Source organism: Aquibium microcysteis (assembly GCF_014495845.1).
Lineage (GTDB): Bacteria > Pseudomonadota > Alphaproteobacteria > Rhizobiales > Rhizobiaceae > Aquibium > Aquibium microcysteis.
Genome location: NZ_CP061080.1, coordinates 5,124,530 through 5,143,327 on the forward strand (window position 1 = coordinate 5,124,530; position 18,798 = coordinate 5,143,327).

Here is an 18,798-nt window from a genome sequence, read left to right on the forward strand (position 1 = left end):
GGTGATCTTGGCTGTCTGCTGCTGCAGATATCTGCCGGGTCGTATCGCTTCGAGGCTTTTTCGGCTGCTCGACCCGCGCTACCTCGCCGCCGCCCGGGACGCTCCGCGCCTTGCCTCCTGCCTCGGCGTCCGCGCCGCGCTGCCCGGGGCGCAGCGCCAGGCGAAGGAGCCCGCCTTGCCCGTCGTTCCCGCCCGGATCCTGCCTGCGATCGTCATGTCGCGGTTTGCCGCGACCTGCCGGCAACGCGGTGATGCCGGATCTGCAGCGCGGCGCGGTGAGGGCGTCTGAGCCGCCGGGGCCGGAGGCGGATGCGGACGTCTCCGTCACTCCTTCGCCGCGTACTCCCGCAGGATGACGACGACGCCGCTGGCGATGATGATTGCAGCGCCGACGAAGGTGGCGGTGTCGGGGATTTCGTTCCAGACCAGCCAGCCGAGGGCGGTCGCCCAGACGAGAGCGGTGTAGTCGAGCGGGGCCACCAGGGCGGCGGGGGCGAAGCGGAAGGCCTGGGTCATCATGGTCATGCCCGCCGTTCCCGCGATCGAGATCGCGACGAAGAGCCAGAGATGGTCCGCCTGGACCTCGCGCCAGACGAAGGGGGCGGCAAGCGCCGACAGCAGGGCGCCGGCGCCGGTCAGCCAGAGCAGCAGCGTCCACACGCTCTCGCGCGGATCGAGCCAGCGTGCGCTCAGCATCAGCAGCGCATAGACGAAGGCGGTGGCGACCGGCAGCAGCGAGACCGCCTGGAAGCTCGCCCCGCCGGGGCGGATGACGATGAGCACGCCCGCGAAGCCGGCGAGCACCGCCGCCCAGCGGCGCCAGCCGACCTGCTCGGCGAGAAACGCCGCCGACAAGGCGGTGATGAAGAGCGGGGCCACGAAGATGAGCGCGGTGGCCTCGGCGAGCTGCAGATGCATGATGCTGGTGAAGAACAGGACGGCGGCGCCGAGCCAGAGCACGCCGCGCGCCAGGTGGGCGACCGGCCGGCGGGAGCGCAGGGCGCCCGCCCCTCCCATCCTCCAGGCGAGCGCCACCGCGAAGGGCAGGGCGATCATGTTGCGCAGGAAGAGGACCTGCACGGGCGAATAGCTCGCCGTCAGCGCCTTGGCGAGCGCGTCGTTAACGCTGAGACAGGCGACGCCGAGGATCATCAGGACGATGCCGGTCAGCCTGTTCTGCCGCGTTTCCTCCACGCCTCGTCCTCCCTGGTCGCTTCGCCGGCGTCTTCCGGCGCCACTGCCCGGCCGCCGCCGAAGCAGGGCCTGGGAGGGGATAGCCGAGCAGGCTCGCCCCGTCTTCCCCGAACGGCCGGTGGCACAAGGCTTGGCCCGCGGTGACTTCCCGCACGGCGAGCCGGCGGCTTCCCTTCGGCAGCGACGGCGAGGACCCCCGGCGTCCGCAACCGCCGGGCGGCCGATCCCGCGCAGGGCCGTCGCTTTCGGACCGGCTGCGCCCCCTCCGCCACTCCGTGGTCCCCTGCCGGGGCCAGCCGCCGGTCTCGCCGGGCCTGCGGCCCCGCGCTTCGCAGGGGAGGATGTCGGCGCCGCGGCCTTGGATCCTCCCCTCCGTCGCGGGGGAAGGGGACCACGCGACGCGGGGCGGAGGGCGCGCATGGCGAGCGGATGCCACTGCCCTGCGAGCCCGCGAGCAGGCGGTTCAGGCCCGCCCGGCCGCCATCTCCGCGTCCGCCGTTCCGTCCCGCCCGCTCCGCGGGTCCGCGGCGGCGACCGCCGGCCCGGCTGGCTGCGCGACCGCCGCTTCGCGGTCGGCGGGTTGGCCGAACGCCATCCGGAAGACGACGCCTCCGCCCGCGCGGGGCTGCCAGGAGACCTGTCCATGCAGCTGGACGGCGAGCGCCTTGATCAGGGTCTTCCCGACACCGTCGGGCCCGTCCGCCATCCCCATTCCGTCGTCCGAGACGGTCACCGACTTCCCGGCCCCGTCCCGGGCGAGCGCGATGGTCAGCACGCCGTCCCGCCGCTCCGGAAACGCATGCTGCAGCGCGTTCGCGAGCACCTCGTGAAGGATGAGGGCGAAGGAGGCCGCGTGATCCAGCTGCACCTCGAAATCCGGGCCGGTGACCTCGACCACGACGTCCGGAACGCCCTTCGCGTCCTTCATGGAGCGGACGAGCGATTCCACGAAGGGCCGCGCCCGCAGCGTCGTGCTGCCGACCTCCTGCAGCTGCTCGTGGACGGCGGCCATGGCGGTGATGCGGTCCCTGAGGGCTTCGAGCTCTCCGACGGGGCCGGCCGATCGCCGGACGTGGAGATTGACGAGGCTCGCGGTCACCTGGAGATTGTTCTTCACGCGGTGGTGCACCTCGAGCAGCAGCAGCCGCTCGTGCTCCAGCGCCTGCTGCAGATCGGCGGTGGCCCGCTCCACGGCCTCCTCCAGCGTGCGCCGGGCCGCCGCCGGCGACGCCAGCTGGAGGATGGTCGGCAACAGGTAGGTGAAGCCCGCTGCCGTGGCGAGCGAGACGATCGCGGTGCCGACGACGACGGCGAGCCCCAACCAGCCATGCGGGCTCGCATCCGTCAGGGCATGCAGGGCATGGACCACGTGGCTGAGCCCGCAGGCCGTGATGAAGAGGACGAACCCGATCCAGAGCCAGCGATAGGGCAGTTCCTCGCGCCAGCGGGTGAAGACCGCAGCCATGACGGCGGGAATCCAGAAATAGGCGAGCGCGGTGCCGAGATTCGCCAGAACGGTGATCTCGCGCCAGTGGGCGGGAGGAGGGGCACTCGTGCAGATGTCGTAGACGTAGCGCAGCCACTCAATCATGGTGTCTCCGGCGCCGGTGTCGCCGCCCCGCCTCCGCCCGCCGACATGCGCCCGCCGGGGGCGGATCATCCGGCGGCACGTCGACCGCCCGGGAGCGATTCCGGCAATTCCGTTTCACGCGCACCGGCACCGCAACCCCCTGTCGACCGGCGGGATCGACCGCTCGAGCACCCGCGCAGGCCTTCATGTCGCACTTCTTCACAACTTTTGCGACGACGACCGGCGTCGCAACTGCCGGCAAGGGTTATCATGCGGATGGTTCGTGTGTCACTAATTCGTAGTTCACTAATATGTTGAGGCATCGTCGGCCCTGCTGATCCGCGAGAGGCTCTGCGTCGCGACCCCGCCGGTCTTCTGCGGAGAACCGCGATCCGGCGCGCGCGGACGTGACGAGGACGTCGGCGAACGGGGGCGCTTGCGGCCGTCAGGCCAGGGAGGGACGATGATCGACGGTCTGGCGGCGAGACTCGACGTGCAGGTGCTGGATGCGGCGGCCGAGGCGTTGCCGCGGCTCGGCAGGACCGAGGACGTCCGCTTCTCGCCGGCGAACCGGAGGATCGCCATCGCCGGCTATCTGGAGAATTCCTGCTTCGTCTTCGACGTGGCGATCGGACGGGGCGGGGCCGGGCCGGCCGTGACGCTGACGGACCATCTGGAGATCCGCTCCTCCTCGCTGAAGGAGCCGCACGGCTTCGACTTCATCGACGAGCAGACGCTGGCGGTCGCCAACCGCGCCGGCGACGTCACCATCTTCCGGCTTCCCGCCGCCGGCACGGGCGAGCGGCTGCACCGGCTCGATCCGGTCCGGACGATCCGGCGCATCGGGTTGCGCGGGAAGGTTCGGTCACCGGGCTCGCTCTGCGTCGCGAAGGCGGACGGGCGGCGCGCGACGCTCTACGTGTGCAACAATTATGCCGATCTCGTCTCGCGCCACGACGTTTCGGCCGGCGGATCTTTCGGTCTTCCCCGCAATTCGGTCCTGCTGAAGAAGGGGATGTCCATTCCCGACGGAATTGCGATCAGCCAGGATCGCGCCTGGCTCGCGGTCAGCAACCACGGCACAGGGTCCGTCTTCATCTTCGACAACACGGTGGCCTTGTCGCCGGAGTCGGAACCGGCGGCGATCCTGCGGGGGACGGCCTATCCGCACGGTCTGCGTTTCACGCCGGACGGCCGCTTCCTGGTCGTGGCCGATGCCGGCCGGCCGGTGGTCCTGCTCTACCGCCGCGCGGCGGGACGCTGGCAGGGCGAGCAGGAACCAGCGGCCGTCATGCGCGTGCTCGACGACGAGACCTACATGAGAGGGCGCTCGAACCCCGCCGAGGGAGGTCCCAAGGGGTTGGACATCGACGCCACCGGCACCATCCTGGCGATCACCTGCGAAGAGCGGAACCTGGCCTTCTTCCGGCTGGAGACGCTGATCGCCGGTGCGGCCTCGGATCCGGCCTGACGTCACGGCGCGGCGGGATCACCGGCCGCCGCATGGTCCGGACGGTGGCGGGCGCCGGCCTCCGGCAGCCCCGGGTTGCCCGAAATATTATATTAGGAAGTTCTATGATAGCCGTGACCGGGTACGACCTCCTCGTGCAGCCGGTGGCGCCATGACACGTCCAATTCCCCTGAACGAGGCCGAGCGGCTGGCGGAGGTCGTCGAACTGGACATTCTGGACTCGCCGCGGGAGCCGTCCTTCGACGCGCTCGTCGAACTGGCCGTCGAAATGCTCGGAATGAAGATGGGCCTCCTGTCCATCGTCGACCGGGACAGGCAGTGGATCAAGGCCGGCTGCGGCACCGACATGCAGGAGACGTCGCGCGCGGACGCCTTCTGCAGCCACGCGATCATGAGCGACGACCCGCTGGTGGTGGAAGACGCGCTGCTGGACGAGCGCTTCCGCGACAACCCGCTCGTGCGCGGACGGCCCTTCATCCGGTTCTATGCGGGCGTGCCGCTGTCGGTGCGGCCGGGCGTTGCCGTCGGCTCTCTGTGCGTCCTCGACGACAAGCCGCGCCGCCTGTCCGCGATCGGCCGGTCGACGCTGCGCCGCCTCGCCGACGTCGCCCGCATGCTGCTGCTCGGCCACATGAACGCGCGCAAGATGGAGAAGGTGGCGGAGGAACTGCGCGCGCGCCACGCCGAGATCGAGCGCCAGAAGGAACGGCTCGAACTGCAGAAGCGGGTGGTCGACGCGGGCAGCCAGCTGGCGAACATGGGCGCATGGGAGTTCGACCTCCAGACCGGCCAGTACAGCTGGAGCGACAGCATGTACGTCCTCCACGGATTGCCGCGGGACCATCCGCTGACGCTGGAGAGCGTGCACCGCCTGTACCCCGAGCACGAGCGCCGGCGGCTGCAGGACGCGATCGAGCATGCCACCCGGACGAACGGCGAGTTCAAGTTCGAGGGGCAGATGGATGCCGCCGACGGAACGCGTAAGGTCGTCCGCATCCTGAGCCGCGTGGAACTGGCGAACGGGGTGCCTGTCCGCCGCTACGGCTGGAAGCAGGACATCACGGAGGAACATGCGGCGCGGCAGAAGCTGATCGACCTGGCGGAGCGGGATCCGCTGACCGGCCTCCTCAACCGCAACCGCTTCAAGGACCACGTCGCCGAGCAGCTGGCGGCGGGAGTGAATCCGGCCGTGGTGCTGTTCGACCTCGACGGCTTCAAGGACATCAACGACAGCTACGGCCACGCGCTGGGAGACGCCTTCCTGGTGGAGATCGCGCGGCGGCTCCGGCGGTTCCCCCTCGATTCCGTCGTGGCCGCACGCCTGGGCGGAGACGAGTTCGCGCTCTGCCTGCCGCACACCGACCGTCTCGAGATGGCGATTCTCGCGGAATGGCTGTGCGCGGAGATCCGGCGCCCCTGGCTCTGGGGTGCACGGACCTTCGAACTGACGACCTCCGTCGGGATCGCGCATCTCGAGGGCGCTCCGGCCGGGCTGGACGATCTGATCCGCTACGCGGACCTCGCCCTCTATGCCGCCAAGCAGTCGGGCCGCAACGGCTATCGCTTCTATGACGAGACCATGCGCGAGGAGGCCGACCGCCGCATGGAGGTGCTGCACGACTTCCGCCGTGCGCTGCGCGCCGGCGGCGACGTCGTGCTCCACTACCAGCCGAAGGTCGATCTCCGGACCGGGCGGATCGCCGGGCTGGAGGCCCTGCTGCGCTGGCAGCGCGCGGACGGCACGGTTCTGGGCCCCGGTGCCTTCAAGGATGCGTTTCACGACACCGCGCTGTCCGACCGGATCGGCACCCACGTGCTGACGCAGGCCCTGGCGGCCGCGTCGCGATGGCATGCGTGCGGGCTTCCCTTCGGCTCGATCGCCATCAACCTCAGCGCGCTGCAGTTTCGCGACCAGGACCTGGCGGACGTCATCCTGCACGGCATCGGCGAGGCCGGCATTCCGGCGCGCTGCCTGCAGGTGGAAATCACCGAGGAGGTGCTGCTGTCGAACAGGTTCTCCCGCGCGGTCGAATCGATCGACACGCTGCGCCGGGCGGGCGTCAAGGTCGCCTTCGACGACTTCGGCACGGGTTACGCGTCGCTGACCCATCTGTGCGACTTTCCCGTCGACATCATCAAGATCGATCGCAGCTTCGTGACGGGGCTCGACCGGCAGAGCCGCAAGAAGGCGATCACCGCCTCTGTCATCGAGCTGGCGCGCTCGCTCGACCTGGAGGTGGTGGCCGAAGGCATCGAGACGCCCGCGCAGCGCGACATCATCCGCTCGCTCGGCTGCCGCTTCGGCCAGGGCTACCTCCTGGGCAGGCCGGTCGACGCCGCCGCGATGGAGGCGCGGCTGGCCGCAGGAGACGCCGGCGCCCGACGCGCCGGATCGTGAGCGCCCGCCGCGGAACCGGGATGCCGGCCGCATCGCGGTCGGTCGGCAACCTCTCGTCGACGCGGGCCGCAGCAGGACGCTCCCGGCCGCGGGTCGGGCGGCGATGGCCTGCAGTCCCGCGATCCCGGTCGGGCTGCAGCCGAACCGCGAGACGGGTCCGCGACGTCACGTCCCGCCGCCGGTCCGGTCCGGAAGCGCCGCCAGGCCCTCCGCCAGTCCCTTCGTGCTGATGGCGAACGGGACGCCCCGTCCATCGGCGGAGAAGACCATCAGCGCGATGTGCTCGGCCTGCGAGAGGGCCTTCCGCGTTTCCGGAGCCAGATCGGCCCGCGCGATGCAGCCGCCGGTGAAGCAGGCGGAATAGGGGACGACGTGTTCGGTGCCGGGCGTGAGCACCAGCACGACGCCGCGATCGAAGGCGATGTCCGTCGGCGTCCGGATGAGCGAAACGATACCGCCTTTCCCGTCCTGGAGGAGTTGCCAGACGAGCAGGGGCGTCTTCGAACCGGCACCGACCAGACGCTGCGATATGGAACAGACGGACGGCTTGCCGGCCTCCTCCCGGGAGCAGCCATAGCGCCAGTCGCCGAAGCTGGTGAAGCGATCCGCAGCCGGCTCCCCGGCCGATGCCGATGCCGAGGCCGACGGCTGCGCGGCCGCCGCCGAACGGCCAGCACCGGCGTCCGGCCCCGGGCTCCCGGGCGGCGGGGCAGGGACGATCTGGTCGCGCCTCGATGCCAGCATCTCCTCCAGCCGCCCGGTCACGCTCCAGCCGGTGCCGGCGACACCGGCGAAAACCACCATTCCCACGATGACCGCGTGAACGGCGACCGACAGCAGCAGGGCAAGGGCACCACGCAAGGCAAGACACTCTCGACGAAGGGAACCTGCTGCACACCGCAGAACCGCAGGCCAGGAAGAGGATGGCGTCCTCGAACGCACCGGTCCGGTCGGCAGGCCGCTTCGGCCGGGACGCCGGCGCCGTCGCTCCGCGCCACTGCCGGCCGCCGGATGCGTCGGAACCGGCCGCCGCGGGCGACGGCCGCGTGCCCGCCTACCAGGCGAGGATTCCGCCGGCGCGCGCGCTGATCATGCCCGTGGCGCTGACCGCCATGCCTCCGGTCACATGGAGGCTCTCGTTCAGTTTGCCTCCCATGTTGAACCCCATCGCATAGGTGCCGTCGAAGCTCGAGGTGTTCATGCCGACGGCGAACGTCTTGCCGTCCGGAACCCAGAAGTTCCCGAGCGCGAGGGCCATGGCCACGCCCTGCCGGTTCTCCCCGATCTGGTCGTAGAGCCCGCGATCGGCAGCCAGGTTCCCGCTCGCGTCGGTCGTCACGAGCGATTTCGGACCGACCTGCCGCATCGTGCTCGTGTAGGAGGTCAAGCCGGGCATGGTGTAGGTGTTGGATGCGACGCCGAAGACCTGCTGGCGCTCCAGGGTCGTCGTGGCCCCGGCACCGAACGCCGCCGAGCCTGCGTGAGCCGCCTGGGCCTGTGCGCCCACGGCGGTTGCGGAATTGCCGGAGGCGACGGACGCCTGGCCCATCGCGGTGGCACTGGTCCCGGATGCCATTGCGTTCTGGCCGGTGGCCGTCGACCGTGAACCGAGCGCAAGGGCGGACTCGCCGATCGCTGTCGAAGCATCCAGCTCGGCATAGGAGTCCCTGCCCAGCGCCGTGGACGAGGCACCATAGGCCACCGCGAACTGACCGAACGCGCTCGCTCCCTCGTCGAACGCCAGCGCGCCCTGCCCGACGGCCGTCGTGTCGTCGGCGACTGCCGAGGCGAGCTGCCCGACGGCGGTCATGTTCTCGCCATTCAGGAAATTGCCGGTGGTGGGGTCGAATGCCTGCGCGCCGTCGCCGATTGCCGTGTTCCGGGTCCCGGCGGCGATCGCGCCTGAACCGAACGCGGCGGTCTGGCTCCCTTGCGCCTGCGCATCGGTCCCGACGGCGGTCACGTTCGTCCCGTCGGCAAGGGCATTCTGGCCGAGCGCCGACGCATTGGTACCGGTGGCGCGCGCGTCGGCGCCGAAGGCCGTGGTGTTGGTGCCCGCAGCCCGCGAGTCGGCGCCGACCGCCGTCGCATTCGTGCCCTCCGCATAGGCGGCGTCGCCGATCGCGATCGCGTCCGGGGAGAGCGCCTGCGCGCCGTTTCCGATGGCGATCGCGCTGACGTGGGCCGTGAAGGCATTGGCTCCGCCGAAGCCGGCGCCTCCGACCCCGCCGCCGCCGATGGTGATGCCGTCGAAGGAGTATTCGACGGGCACGTCCGCATCGGCATCGAAATCGGGGTTGCCGAAATAGCCGAGCGTGACGCGTCCGTCATGCGCCGACACGCCCATCTGCGCGATCACGTTCGCATGGGTCATCAGGCTGCCGGTGAACTCGCCCTCGCAGCTCGGCAAGGCGAACGTCTGGACGCCGTCGAAGATCAGGCTGCCCGCCTGCAGGCCGACGCCCACGGCCTGGACGGCGTTCGACGCCGATTCGCTCAGCCCCGTGAAATCCAGCGACGTGAGGATTTCCGACGTCACGCCGGCCGCTTCGGTGGCGACGCCCGCCGCGTCGAACGCGTAGCGGAAAGGCTCCAGCTGTTCGGCACAGGACGCGGTCGCGGCCAGCGTGTTGGGATCGCCGGCATTGTCGACCGAGGTCTGGATGGCGTTCAGCGCGGCCTCGCGGGCCGCCTTCGCATTGGCCACCTGCGTGGGATAGTTCGCATCCCAGACGCAGGTGGGGGCGTCGGGGTCGCACGGCGAACCGCCGCTGCCGTCGTCCGGCGGATTCTGGCGCAGATTCGTCTCGGTCTCCGCCGCAGCCTTGTAGGCGTCGAGTTCAGTCGAGAGATCGAGCGTGGGCGAGCCGCCCAGCACGGACGTCACGACGAAGGACGGCGGATCGACATCCGGTTTGCCGGGGGTCGACGCGATGTACTGCGCCGACGCGGGTGTCGTGGCCTGGCTCAGGGCCGCAAAAGAAAAGACCGCGCCGGCAATGCCGGGAATCCAATTCCGATCGTGCATCGAGCCCCCAGCTCACGGCTGCGTTTCGAGCGACTAAACCTTGTATTGCAGGTGATTACTGTTACGCGGGCCGGTCGTATTCCGGCCTCTTGCCCGGCTTTCGATGGAAACTGTTCGAGCCGGGTTCACGAACAGCTTACACTTTGGTTAACGGATGACAAGCCCCGTCGCGCGCGTCGGCGGAGCCAGGGCTTTCCCTCGCGCCTTGCCGGCCCGTCGGGCTCTGGAGCCGGGATCGGCGGTCGTCTTGCGGAACGGCCGGACCGTCAGTCGAGCGGGCGGGGCATGGGGATCGGAACGGTCGACGGCGCGGGCGCGGCGGCGGTCGGGGGCGCCGCCGGCGCCGGAACCTGGATGACCTCCTGCCTCGGCTCGGGGGCTGCGACCGAGATCCCGAACAGGCGCCAGCGTCCGCCGATCGGCTCGAAGACCAGATCGAAGTTGACCTGTTTCGGCCGGCTCGGAAAAATGCCGGTGAGCCTGAGCTTGCTGCCGTCGTCGGTCATTTCCGCCCGCGTGAACTGCGGCGCGAGGATCAACGTGGGGGCGAGGTTGAGATCCTGGCTGCGAAGGGGCGCGAAGATCCCGGCAAGCTTCGCCGGATCGTTGACGGCGGCGAAGTTGGGCGACGCGTAGTCGCGGAGCACGGTATAGTTGCCCGTCAGATTCGCCTGGTTCAACGCGGCGATCGCATCCCGCACGAGAATGACCGCGAGGTTCCCGTCGACCTGCCGGGCCTGTGCCCCCGCGGGCCGGCTCCCGCCGATCGCTGCCGCCGCCAAGCCGGCCAGCACGGCCCGGACGAGAAGCGGACGACGGCTGCGTCTCCCAGGCGCCTGCCGGCCGTCGCTCATGCCGGCCTCTCCCCGCCGCGTCCCAGGGGTGCCTCGCGAACGGCGAAGCGTGAGAAACCCCACCGCTGCAGGCCCGTCCGGCCCCGCCCGACGTCTTCGCGCTTCCCGGTGGCCGTCGATCGGACCCGCCCTGCGGGACCGGTCCGGGCCGCCGGGGCCGCCCCGGCTCCGGTGCGCCGTGTCTTCGGCTTTCTGCCCGGTCCGTGCCTGCCGCGCCTGACCGCTACCTCCCGCCCGATCAGGACGAGCCGGTCGTGCGCGGCTTCCGGTCCCCCGGATGGCGAGGCCTCCGCGATGAGCGCGTCCGCCGCCCGCTCGTCTGTGATCCTGTCCCCCATGGGGCGACCCTAGCCGTTGGTGCGCGGAACGCAATGGCGAAGAAACGGGCGCACCAACGTCCCCGCGGCGGCAAGGTCCGCGCCGAAACGGCGGAGACCTCCAGCTCGACCACAGCGCTTCCGCACCACATCGACGCCCCCACCCGACGACCGATCCTCGACCTCTCCTGAGGCCAGACAATAAAAAGCCCGGTTCTTGATGCGGTCGATCGCTTCGCGCAACACGAAGAGCGGGACGAGGAACCACTCACATGGGATGACCGGCTGGCCGAATCGATCCTCAATCTCGAACTCCAGGCGGGGCGGCACCGAAGACGCGGTGGATGAGGTTTTCCAGCCGTGGGGAAATCCTGCAATACACTGTCAATGGAAAGTGCTTCACCCACAAGCAGCGGATTCCTTGAATCAATGGCGTTTTTCACGCTGCACCCTCTCTGGCAGTGTTTCTCAATCAGAACCTGGTCAAAAGAAGAGAGGTCGGGAACGCCTTGCAGTCGGTCGGGTGGTGATGCCGCCGGAGTTTCCACAGGGGTACGAGTGGAATGCGAGTGCAAGCCAATGGCCGCGCGGGAGCCGCAGCCTTTCCTTCACCAAGGAGCTGCCGTTCGCGCCGACAAGAGGATGAAAAAGCTCCCCACTGATTTCATTCAGAAGGAGGCTTCTCGCTTCACCGAGCGAACCGTTGGCCAGGACCAAAGACTGAGCAGCGGGTTGTTCTGAAGCAGCTCCCAACAGAAAAGCCCCCGCCGTGGCGAGGGCCTTATTTGGTGCCGTCGAGGCTTGTTAACAGCCAGACCGCGTTTTCTGAACTGCTGCTATCCGTCTAATATACCGTCCCGGAAGCGAATGAGCAAGGCTTTCCGGTGTGCATACAGAATCTGACACTCTGTCCCGCAGGGACCGACATGCGATTGAACGTCGATGGTGGCGCGTTCCGGTGAGACGGATAGCAGTCTAGCAGAGATGCTGTGGCCCAAACCAGTATCGCGTTTTTGCGCACTACGGACATCGCATTCGCGTTGAAAAATGTTAGTCCCGTAGTTGCCGCTGGACCGCGTTTCTGAATTGCGCGAAAGGACAGCTGCTCCTAATGGAGCGGCAGTCCTCTTGATTTATAGTCACTGGTGTGGCCAACAAACGATGGGGAGGCACCGGGATGCGGAAGAAGCTGTTCTCGTTCGACATGGGCACCAACAGTATCGGCTGGTGCGTCTTCAATCTTGGTCCGAGCAATGAGCCGATCGCGATCGTCGATGCGGGTGTCCGCATCTTCTCCGATGGTCGCGAGCCCAAATCGGGAAACTCGTTGGCGGAGGGTCGCCGGATGGTGCGCGGCATGGCCCGCCGGCGCGACCGCTACAAGCGCCGCCGAAAGGCCGTGCTGCGGACGTTGACGGAGTACGGTCTGATGCCGTCGGATCCGGGGGCGCGTGCGGCGCTGGTGGCCGAGACCAATGATGCGCGACGGGATCGGCCGGCGAACGACGTCTATGCGCTGCGTGCGCGTGGGCTGGACGAGAGACTGCCGCTCCACCATCTCGGCCGCGCCTTGTTTCACCTTCAGCAGCGGCGCGGGTTCAAGAGCAACCGCAAGGCCGATCGCCGGTCGAATGACAACGAGAAGGGCGCCATCGCGATCGGCGAGGATCGCCTGCGCACCGCCATGCATGAAGCCGGCGCGCGCACCCTGGGCGAATTCCTGGCCGGGCGGCGCGGAACCGATCCGCTCGGGCGAGGCGGTGTGCGCGTGCGCATCGACGCTGCTGCTTCGTCGGAAGGAGAAGGACGGCGCGAAAAGCCCGGCTACGATTTCTATCCTGTTCGTGCGATGCTGGAAGACGAGTTCGACCAGATATGGGCCAGGCAGGCCGAGTTCTGGCCCGAAGTCCTGACGGACGATCGCAGACGGCATCTGTTCCGCGTCATGTTCTACCAGCGGCCGCTGAAGCCGCCGGTCGTCGGCAAATGCAGCTTCAATCCGTCCGAAATGCGGCTGGCGAAGGCGCACCCGCTCTTCCAGACGTTTCGCCTCTACAAGGAGGTGAACGAACTCGAACTGGTGATGCCGGACCAGTCACAGCGGAAACTGACGAAGGACGAGCGCGACGCCCTCGTGATCCATTTGCGCGGCGTCCGCAGCGCGGGCTTTCCGGCTTTGCGCAAGACGCTGAAACTCTCCGAACGGGGGACCCGCTTCAACAAGGAGCACGAAGGTCGCGAGAAGCTCCTCGGCGACGAGATCCACGCGGCCATGTCCGATAAGGCGCTTTTCGGCAATCGATGGGCTGCGATGCCGATGGACCGACAGTGGGAAACCGTCGAAAGGCTGCGCGAGGAGAACGATCCTCTCGCCCTTCATCGGTGGCTCGTCGAGCAAGCCGGACTGTCCGACGAGGCGGCCGAAAAGGCGGCGGATGCGAAGCTCCCCGAAGGTTACGGGCGACTCGGACGAACCGCTCTTGCGACTATGTTGGAAGAGCTGAAGGCAGACGTCATCACGGAGGCCGAGGCCGCGCGCCGTGCCGGCTACGACCACGCCCTTGCGCGCCATGGCGAAGCCGTCGAGAGGTTGCCCAAGTACCAGGAAATCCTGGAGCGCCGCATTCCCCCGGGCACCGGCGACCTCGACGACGAGTACGACATCCAAAAGGGGCGCATCACCAATCCCACCGTCCACATCGCCCTCAACCAGCTGCAGGTGGTCACCAACCGCCTGATCGCCCGCCACGGCAGGCCCGAGCGCATCCACATCGAGCTCGCGCGCGAACTGAACCAGAGCGAGGACCAGAAACGCGAGGCGACGGCCCGCAACGCCAGAAACCGGCGCGACGCCGAACGGCGATCCGCCATTCTGACGGAATTCGGGCAGCCCGACAACGGCTTCAACCGACAGCTCCTGAAACAGTGGGAGGAACTCAATCCGGGAGATCCGCTCGACCGGCGCTGCATCTACTCCGGCACGGTGATCACGCCGACCATGCTCTTCTCCGGTGCCGTCGACATCGACCACATCCTGCCCTGGTCTCGCACGCTCGATGACGGCGCGACCAACCGCATTCTCTGCACCCGCGAGGCCAACCGCGAGAAGCGGAACTTTGCTCCGGCCGAAGTTCCCGCGTGGGGGGACCACTATGACGACATTCTGGAACGGGCGCAGCGGCTGCCGCCGAACAAGCGGTGGCGTTTCGCTCTCGATGCGATGGAGCGCTTCGAGAAGGATCGCGACTTTCTCGACCGTCAGTTGACCGACACGCAGTATCTGGCTCGGCTGGCGCACGATTATCTTGGCGCGCTGTTTCCGGACGAGGAGGCGGACGGCGACGGGGTGGTGAAGAAGCGCAATCACGTCGTCGTTGTGACGGGCCGGATGACGGAGATGCTGCGCCGCAAGTGGGGATTGAACGGAATTCTGCCCGATCACAATTTCGCCGACCCGACCAAGACCAAGAACCGGAAAGACCATCGTCATCACGCGATCGACGCTGCCGTCATCGGGGTGACCTCGCGCAGCCTCCTGAAGCGCGTTGCCGATGCTGCCCGCGACGGCGAGACGCAGGGCGCGGAAGACGCGATCCGGACGCTGTCGCCGCCCTGGCTCTCGTTCCGGGACGATCTCAAGGTCGTGGTCGATCGCATCGTGGTCAGCCACAAGCCAGACCACGGCACCTTGCCGAAGCCGGGCGAGACCGGGCGTTCGGCGGGGCAGCTGCACAACGATACCGCCTATGGCCTGACCGGCGAGGTCGACGCGCGTGGCAATCCGATCGTCGTCCGGCGCAAGCCCTTCCTGTCGCTACAGCCGAAGGACCTGCATGCCGTCCGCGATCTGAGACTGAGGGCGGCGCTGGAGAACGCCACTCACGGCTTCGGCGGAAGGGACTTCACGGCAGCCCTGATAAAGTTTCGCCAGGCGGCGGGCCATCACTATCGCGGAATTCGCCGTGTGCGCGTGGTGGAGGGCCTTTCGGTCATTTCCATCCGGGACAAGGATGGCCGCGCCTACAAGGGTTACAAGGGTGACGCCAACTTCCGATACGACGTCTGGGAACTTCCTGACGGCAGATGGATCGCCGACGTGATCACCATGTTCGACGCCCATCGGCCGGACATCGACTGGCAGAAGCGTCGCCCTCACCCTGCCGCCCGCAAGGTGCTGTCGCTCAAGCAGAACGACATGGTCGCCTATGACGATCCGCGCGGCGGCCCGACCATCGGCATCGTGGTCAAGTTCGGCCAGAACGGCCAAATAACGCTGGTGGCGCATAAAGAGGCCGGTGAACTCAAGAACCGCGACGCGCTTCCCAACAGTGCAGAGGAGGCACTGGCGCGGGGCGCCGAGCCGGATCAGGATGGCCGGGTGGCATTCGATCCGTTCAAATACTACTCTCCGACCGCCGGGGGGTTGAGGAAGATCGGCTTAAGACAGGTTCGGGTCGATGAAGCCGGACGTATCTTTGATCCCGGCCCTCGCGACAAAAATAAAAAAAGTCCGCGAAATGAACCTCGTTAATGTTAATACGTAATTCTACTTTGTAGAATCTCTGTATAAAGCGACAATGTGCAGATGGAACGCATTGTCGACATTACGTCCGATGGACTTCATCTCGCTGTTCATCGCGGTTTTTTGACCGTGAGTGAGGCGGGTGAGGAACGCGGTCGCGTTGCGCTGGACGACATCGGAGCCCTGATCGTTCATGCACATGGCACGACCTGGTCGAACTCGGTGATGGTGCGTCTCTCCGAGCGCGCCGTGCCGATCGTGGTCTGCGGCAGCAACCACCGCCCTGTCGCCTGCGTCTGGCCGCTCGAAGGTCATCATGCCCAGGCAGCGCGTATGCGCGCGCAGCTTTCTGCGAACCGCCCGCTGGTCAAGCAGCTCTGGCAGAAGCTCGTCGTGGGCAAGATCCGCATGCAGGGCGAGGCGCTCCGACTTGCCGGAAAAGAGCATGGTGGCCTGCTGCCGGTTTTTCGGACACGAGGTTAAGCTAACATAGCTTGTTCCTCGAACTCGACGGGGCTCAGGTATCCCAGTGTCGAGTGCCTGTCAATCGGCGCGCAAAGTTGACCCCGGATCGGCGTCCAATATTGACCCCCTCGTAGTGCGCGACGGTGAGCGCCCGACCGGGTGGAGCTGGTCTGGGTTGCGCAGCCCGGTCGGGCGTGTCGGAGAGGCTTTCCGGCTTTAGCTTTGAGTGCGGTTCTTGAAGCGCCAGGATTCGTTGCCGGTCTCGATGATCTCGCAGTGGTGGGTGAGGCGGTCGAGCAGAGCGGTGGTCATCTTGGCGTCGCCAAAGACGGCAGGCCATTCCCCGAAGGCGAGGTTGGTGGTCACGATGATGGAGGTCCGCTCGTAGAGCCGGCTGATCAGGTGGAAGAGGAGCTGGCCGCCCGCCTGGGCGAAGGGGAGATAGCCGAGTTCGTCGAGCACAACGAAGTCGAGCCGGGTGAGGTAGTCGGCGATGCGTCCCTGCTTGCCGGAGCGGTGCTCGGTCTCCAGCCGGTTGACCAGATCGACGACGTTGAAGAAGCGGCCGCGGGCGCCACTGCGTATGAGGGCGCGGGCGATCGCGATGGCCAGATGCGACTTGCCCGTGCCGGTGCCGCCGATGAGCACGGCGTTGCGCTGGTCGGCGACGAAGGCGCCGGTGGCGAGGTCGCGCACGAGCGTCTCGTTGACGGGCGTGCCGGCGAAGTCGAAGTCGTCGATGTCCTTGGCCAGCGGCAGCTTGGCGACGGTGAGCTGGTACTTGATGGAGCGCGCCTGCTTCTCGGCGATCTCGACCGACAGCAGATCGCCGACGACCCTCGGCGGCTCGTGCTGACGCTTGATGGCGGTCGTCATGATCTCATCGTAGGCGCTGCGCATGCCGTAGAGCTTCAGCGTTCCCATCAGGTCCAGAACCTGGGTGCGTTCCATCAGCTTGCCCTCCTGAGGCTGTCGTAACGGGCGCAGTCGGCCTGCGGCTCGATCGCCAAGCGCAGCGCGTCGGGTGTGAGGATGGTCACGGCCGGCGCCGGATCGCGCCGGCGGGCCAGGATGTTGAGAATGACGGCGGACGAGCAGACGTTCTCGGCAAGCGCCTGCTGGCAGGCGATCTCGACGGCATCGAGCCCATCCGACAGCACCGCCGTCAGGATCGACACCATCTGCCGGTCGCCGTCGTCGGCAGCCTTCAGCCGGCGCCTGACCCGCTCCATCGCCGATGGCAGTTCCCAGCCCTGGAACGGCGCACCGTTGCGCAGCGCGCCGGGCTTGCGCGCCAGCACAGGGACGTAGTGCCACGGATCGTAGACCGTCTGGTTGCGACCGAACGAACGGGCATGCTCGCCCACGATCGTGCCGTCCTGGCGCACGACGATGCGATCGGCATAGGCCTGGATCTCGACTGGGCGGCCGACTGCGGTCGAGAGCACCGAGTATTTGTTGTTGTCGAACCGCACGGTGCAGGTCTTCGTGACCGAGGCGGGAACCGTGTGGAAGCCGTCGAAACGGCCGCGATACTCGACCAGCTTGCCGCGCTCCTCCTCGAACACGTCCCAGATGGTGCGCTCCGGCTGGTCGACATGGCGATGGGCCTTGGCGTAGGCCACGCACTTGTCGAGCAACCAGGCGTTCAGCTCCTCGTAGCTCCTGAAGCGCAGCCGAGGCGTGAAGAAGCGCTCCCTCACCAGGCCAACTTGGTTCTCGACCTGCCCCTTCTCCCAGCCCGAGGCCGGCGTGCAGGCAACCGGCTGGACCAGATAGTGGCTGCACATCTGCAGGAAGCGACGGTTGTACTGCCGCTCCTTGCCGACGAAGACCGTCTCCACCGCCGTCTTCATGTTGTCGTAGATGCCGCGCGTGCAGGCGCCGCCGAAGAAGGCGAAGGCCCGGTCGTGGGCGTCGAACACCATCTCCTGCGTCTCGCGCGGATAGGCCCGCACGAACATCATGCGGCTGTGGCAGAGCCGGACGTGGGCGACCTTCACGGTCACCGTCACGCCGGCGAGCAGGACGATCTCGTGGCTCCAGTCGAACTGGTAGGCTTCGCCCGGCGCGAAGAGCAGCGGCACGTAGGCCTCGGCCGTCGCCGATCCTCTCGTCTTCGCCCAGCTCTTCGCATACCGGCGCACCGCGTCGTAGCCGCCCTCATAACCAAGCGCGCGCAGTTCCTCATAGATCCGGATCAGCGTCAGTTGCTCGCGCGCCGCCTTGCCGAGATTGCCGTTCAGGAGCCCGTCGAGTTGATCCTTCCACGGTCCGATCTTCGGCTTCGGTTGCAGCTCGCGCTCGTAGGAGAACGAGGTCTCGTCGGACCTGAGGATCTTGCGGACCGTGTTGCGCGACACGTGCAGCTCGCGGCAGATCCGCTTGAGCGACCACCCCTGCACATGAAAGGCACGCCGAACCCGGGCAATCGTGTCCACTGTCTTCATCCCCTCTCCACCCGCTCGCCAAAACGAACGGATGGTCGCAGATCGACTTCACGAGGGGGGTCAAAATTGGACGCCGATCCTCCCGTCTAGGGGGTCAAAATTGCATGCCGATTCACAGATCATGGTTCCGTCCCTGCGTGCCTTGGGGCGGATACAGAAAGGACAAATGACATGAACAACACCACCGACAAGAAGCTGCTGACGGCCGCCGAGAAGGAAGAGGCCGCGTTCGTTGAGAAGGTCGAATTGATCGAACAGGAAGTCATGACGGATGCATGGCTGACTACGGCCGAAGATGACGAGGGGAAAGTCCATCTGATCCAGACGGCGCTGACGGCGGCGCAGGACCTGCTCCTGTTCGCCCGCAAGGCCGCAACGGGCACACCGATCGGCCACGTCGATACGCTCCCTCGGCTGATCGCGGCATTCGACACGGTCGACCTTCTCCGGGAGGAGACGTGCATGGTCTGGGACCCGGAAGTGTCTCCGGCCGGATGACGCGCATCTGCAAGGTCCGCGACTGCGGCGC

General features: G+C 67.5%; 11 protein-coding genes and 1 pseudogene. 5 read left to right on the forward strand and 7 right to left on the reverse strand.

What is annotated here, in order from left to right; all coding sequences use genetic code 11:
- Positions 1 to 324: 324 nt before the first annotated feature.
- Together IAI54_RS24155 and IAI54_RS24160 are read right to left on the reverse strand one after the other, a co-directional pair.
- The gene (locus IAI54_RS24155; RefSeq protein WP_235679166.1) at positions 325 to 1,194 is read right to left on the reverse strand and encodes a DMT family transporter; all 870 of its coding nucleotides are present in this window, start codon (positions 1,192 to 1,194) and stop codon (positions 325 to 327) included.
- A gap of 463 nt (positions 1,195 to 1,657) precedes the next feature.
- Complete coding sequence (locus tag IAI54_RS24160) at positions 1,658 to 2,785, reverse strand: sensor histidine kinase (RefSeq protein WP_187969600.1); 1,128 nt, start codon at positions 2,783 to 2,785, stop codon at positions 1,658 to 1,660.
- 442 nt (positions 2,786 to 3,227) lie between these two features.
- Here IAI54_RS24160 and IAI54_RS24165 point away from each other — a divergent pair, with 442 nt between their 5' ends.
- A complete protein-coding gene (locus IAI54_RS24165) occupies positions 3,228 to 4,235 on the forward strand; it encodes a lactonase family protein (RefSeq protein WP_187969601.1) in 1,008 nt (335 codons plus the stop codon).
- A gap of 151 nt (positions 4,236 to 4,386) precedes the next feature.
- On the forward strand, positions 4,387 to 6,633 hold the full coding sequence (locus tag IAI54_RS24170) for a putative bifunctional diguanylate cyclase/phosphodiesterase (protein WP_187969602.1): 2,247 nt from the start codon (positions 4,387 to 4,389) through the stop codon (positions 6,631 to 6,633).
- 165 nt (positions 6,634 to 6,798) lie between these two features.
- Here the strand turns inward: IAI54_RS24170 and IAI54_RS24175 are convergent, their stop codons facing one another.
- From IAI54_RS24175 to IAI54_RS24185, 3 genes are all read right to left on the reverse strand, one after another.
- Entirely contained in the window at positions 6,799 to 7,494 is a 696-nt protein-coding gene (locus tag IAI54_RS24175) for an invasion associated locus B family protein (RefSeq protein ID WP_187969603.1), read from the reverse strand.
- A gap of 193 nt (positions 7,495 to 7,687) precedes the next feature.
- Entirely contained in the window at positions 7,688 to 9,661 is a 1,974-nt protein-coding gene (locus tag IAI54_RS24180) for a hypothetical protein (RefSeq protein WP_187969604.1), read from the reverse strand.
- A gap of 266 nt (positions 9,662 to 9,927) precedes the next feature.
- Positions 9,928 to 10,443 (reverse strand): hypothetical protein, encoded by a 516-nt coding sequence (locus IAI54_RS24185; protein WP_187969605.1) that lies wholly within the window; start codon positions 10,441 to 10,443, stop codon positions 9,928 to 9,930.
- A gap of 1,566 nt (positions 10,444 to 12,009) precedes the next feature.
- On the opposite strand from IAI54_RS24185, the gene cas9 reads away from it, so the two are divergent.
- Positions 12,010 to 15,363, forward strand: a complete 3,354-nt coding sequence (gene cas9 / locus IAI54_RS24190; RefSeq protein ID WP_187969606.1) for a type II CRISPR RNA-guided endonuclease Cas9 — start codon at positions 12,010 to 12,012, stop codon at positions 15,361 to 15,363.
- Between the two features lie 54 nt (positions 15,364 to 15,417).
- Positions 15,418 to 15,837, forward strand: coding sequence for a CRISPR-associated endonuclease Cas1 (locus IAI54_RS24195; protein ID WP_187969607.1), 420 nt, complete (start codon positions 15,418 to 15,420; stop codon positions 15,835 to 15,837).
- 198 nt (positions 15,838 to 16,035) lie between these two features.
- On the opposite strand, the gene istB is transcribed toward IAI54_RS24195, so the two are convergent.
- Positions 16,036 to 16,770 carry an IS21-like element helper ATPase IstB gene (istB, locus tag IAI54_RS24200; RefSeq protein WP_187969608.1) on the reverse strand — a complete coding sequence of 245 codons (735 nt, stop codon included), beginning with the start codon at positions 16,768 to 16,770 and terminating at the stop codon, positions 16,036 to 16,038.
- Positions 16,700 to 18,269, reverse strand: a pseudogene (gene istA, locus IAI54_RS24205) (IS21 family transposase). Before istA ends, istB begins: the two are co-directional and overlap by 71 nt.
- A 171-nt stretch (positions 18,270 to 18,440) precedes the next feature.
- Here istA and IAI54_RS24210 point away from each other — a divergent pair.
- Entirely contained in the window at positions 18,441 to 18,767 is a 327-nt protein-coding gene (locus tag IAI54_RS24210) for a hypothetical protein (protein WP_187969610.1), read from the forward strand.
- Positions 18,768 to 18,798: the final 31 nt, after the last annotated feature.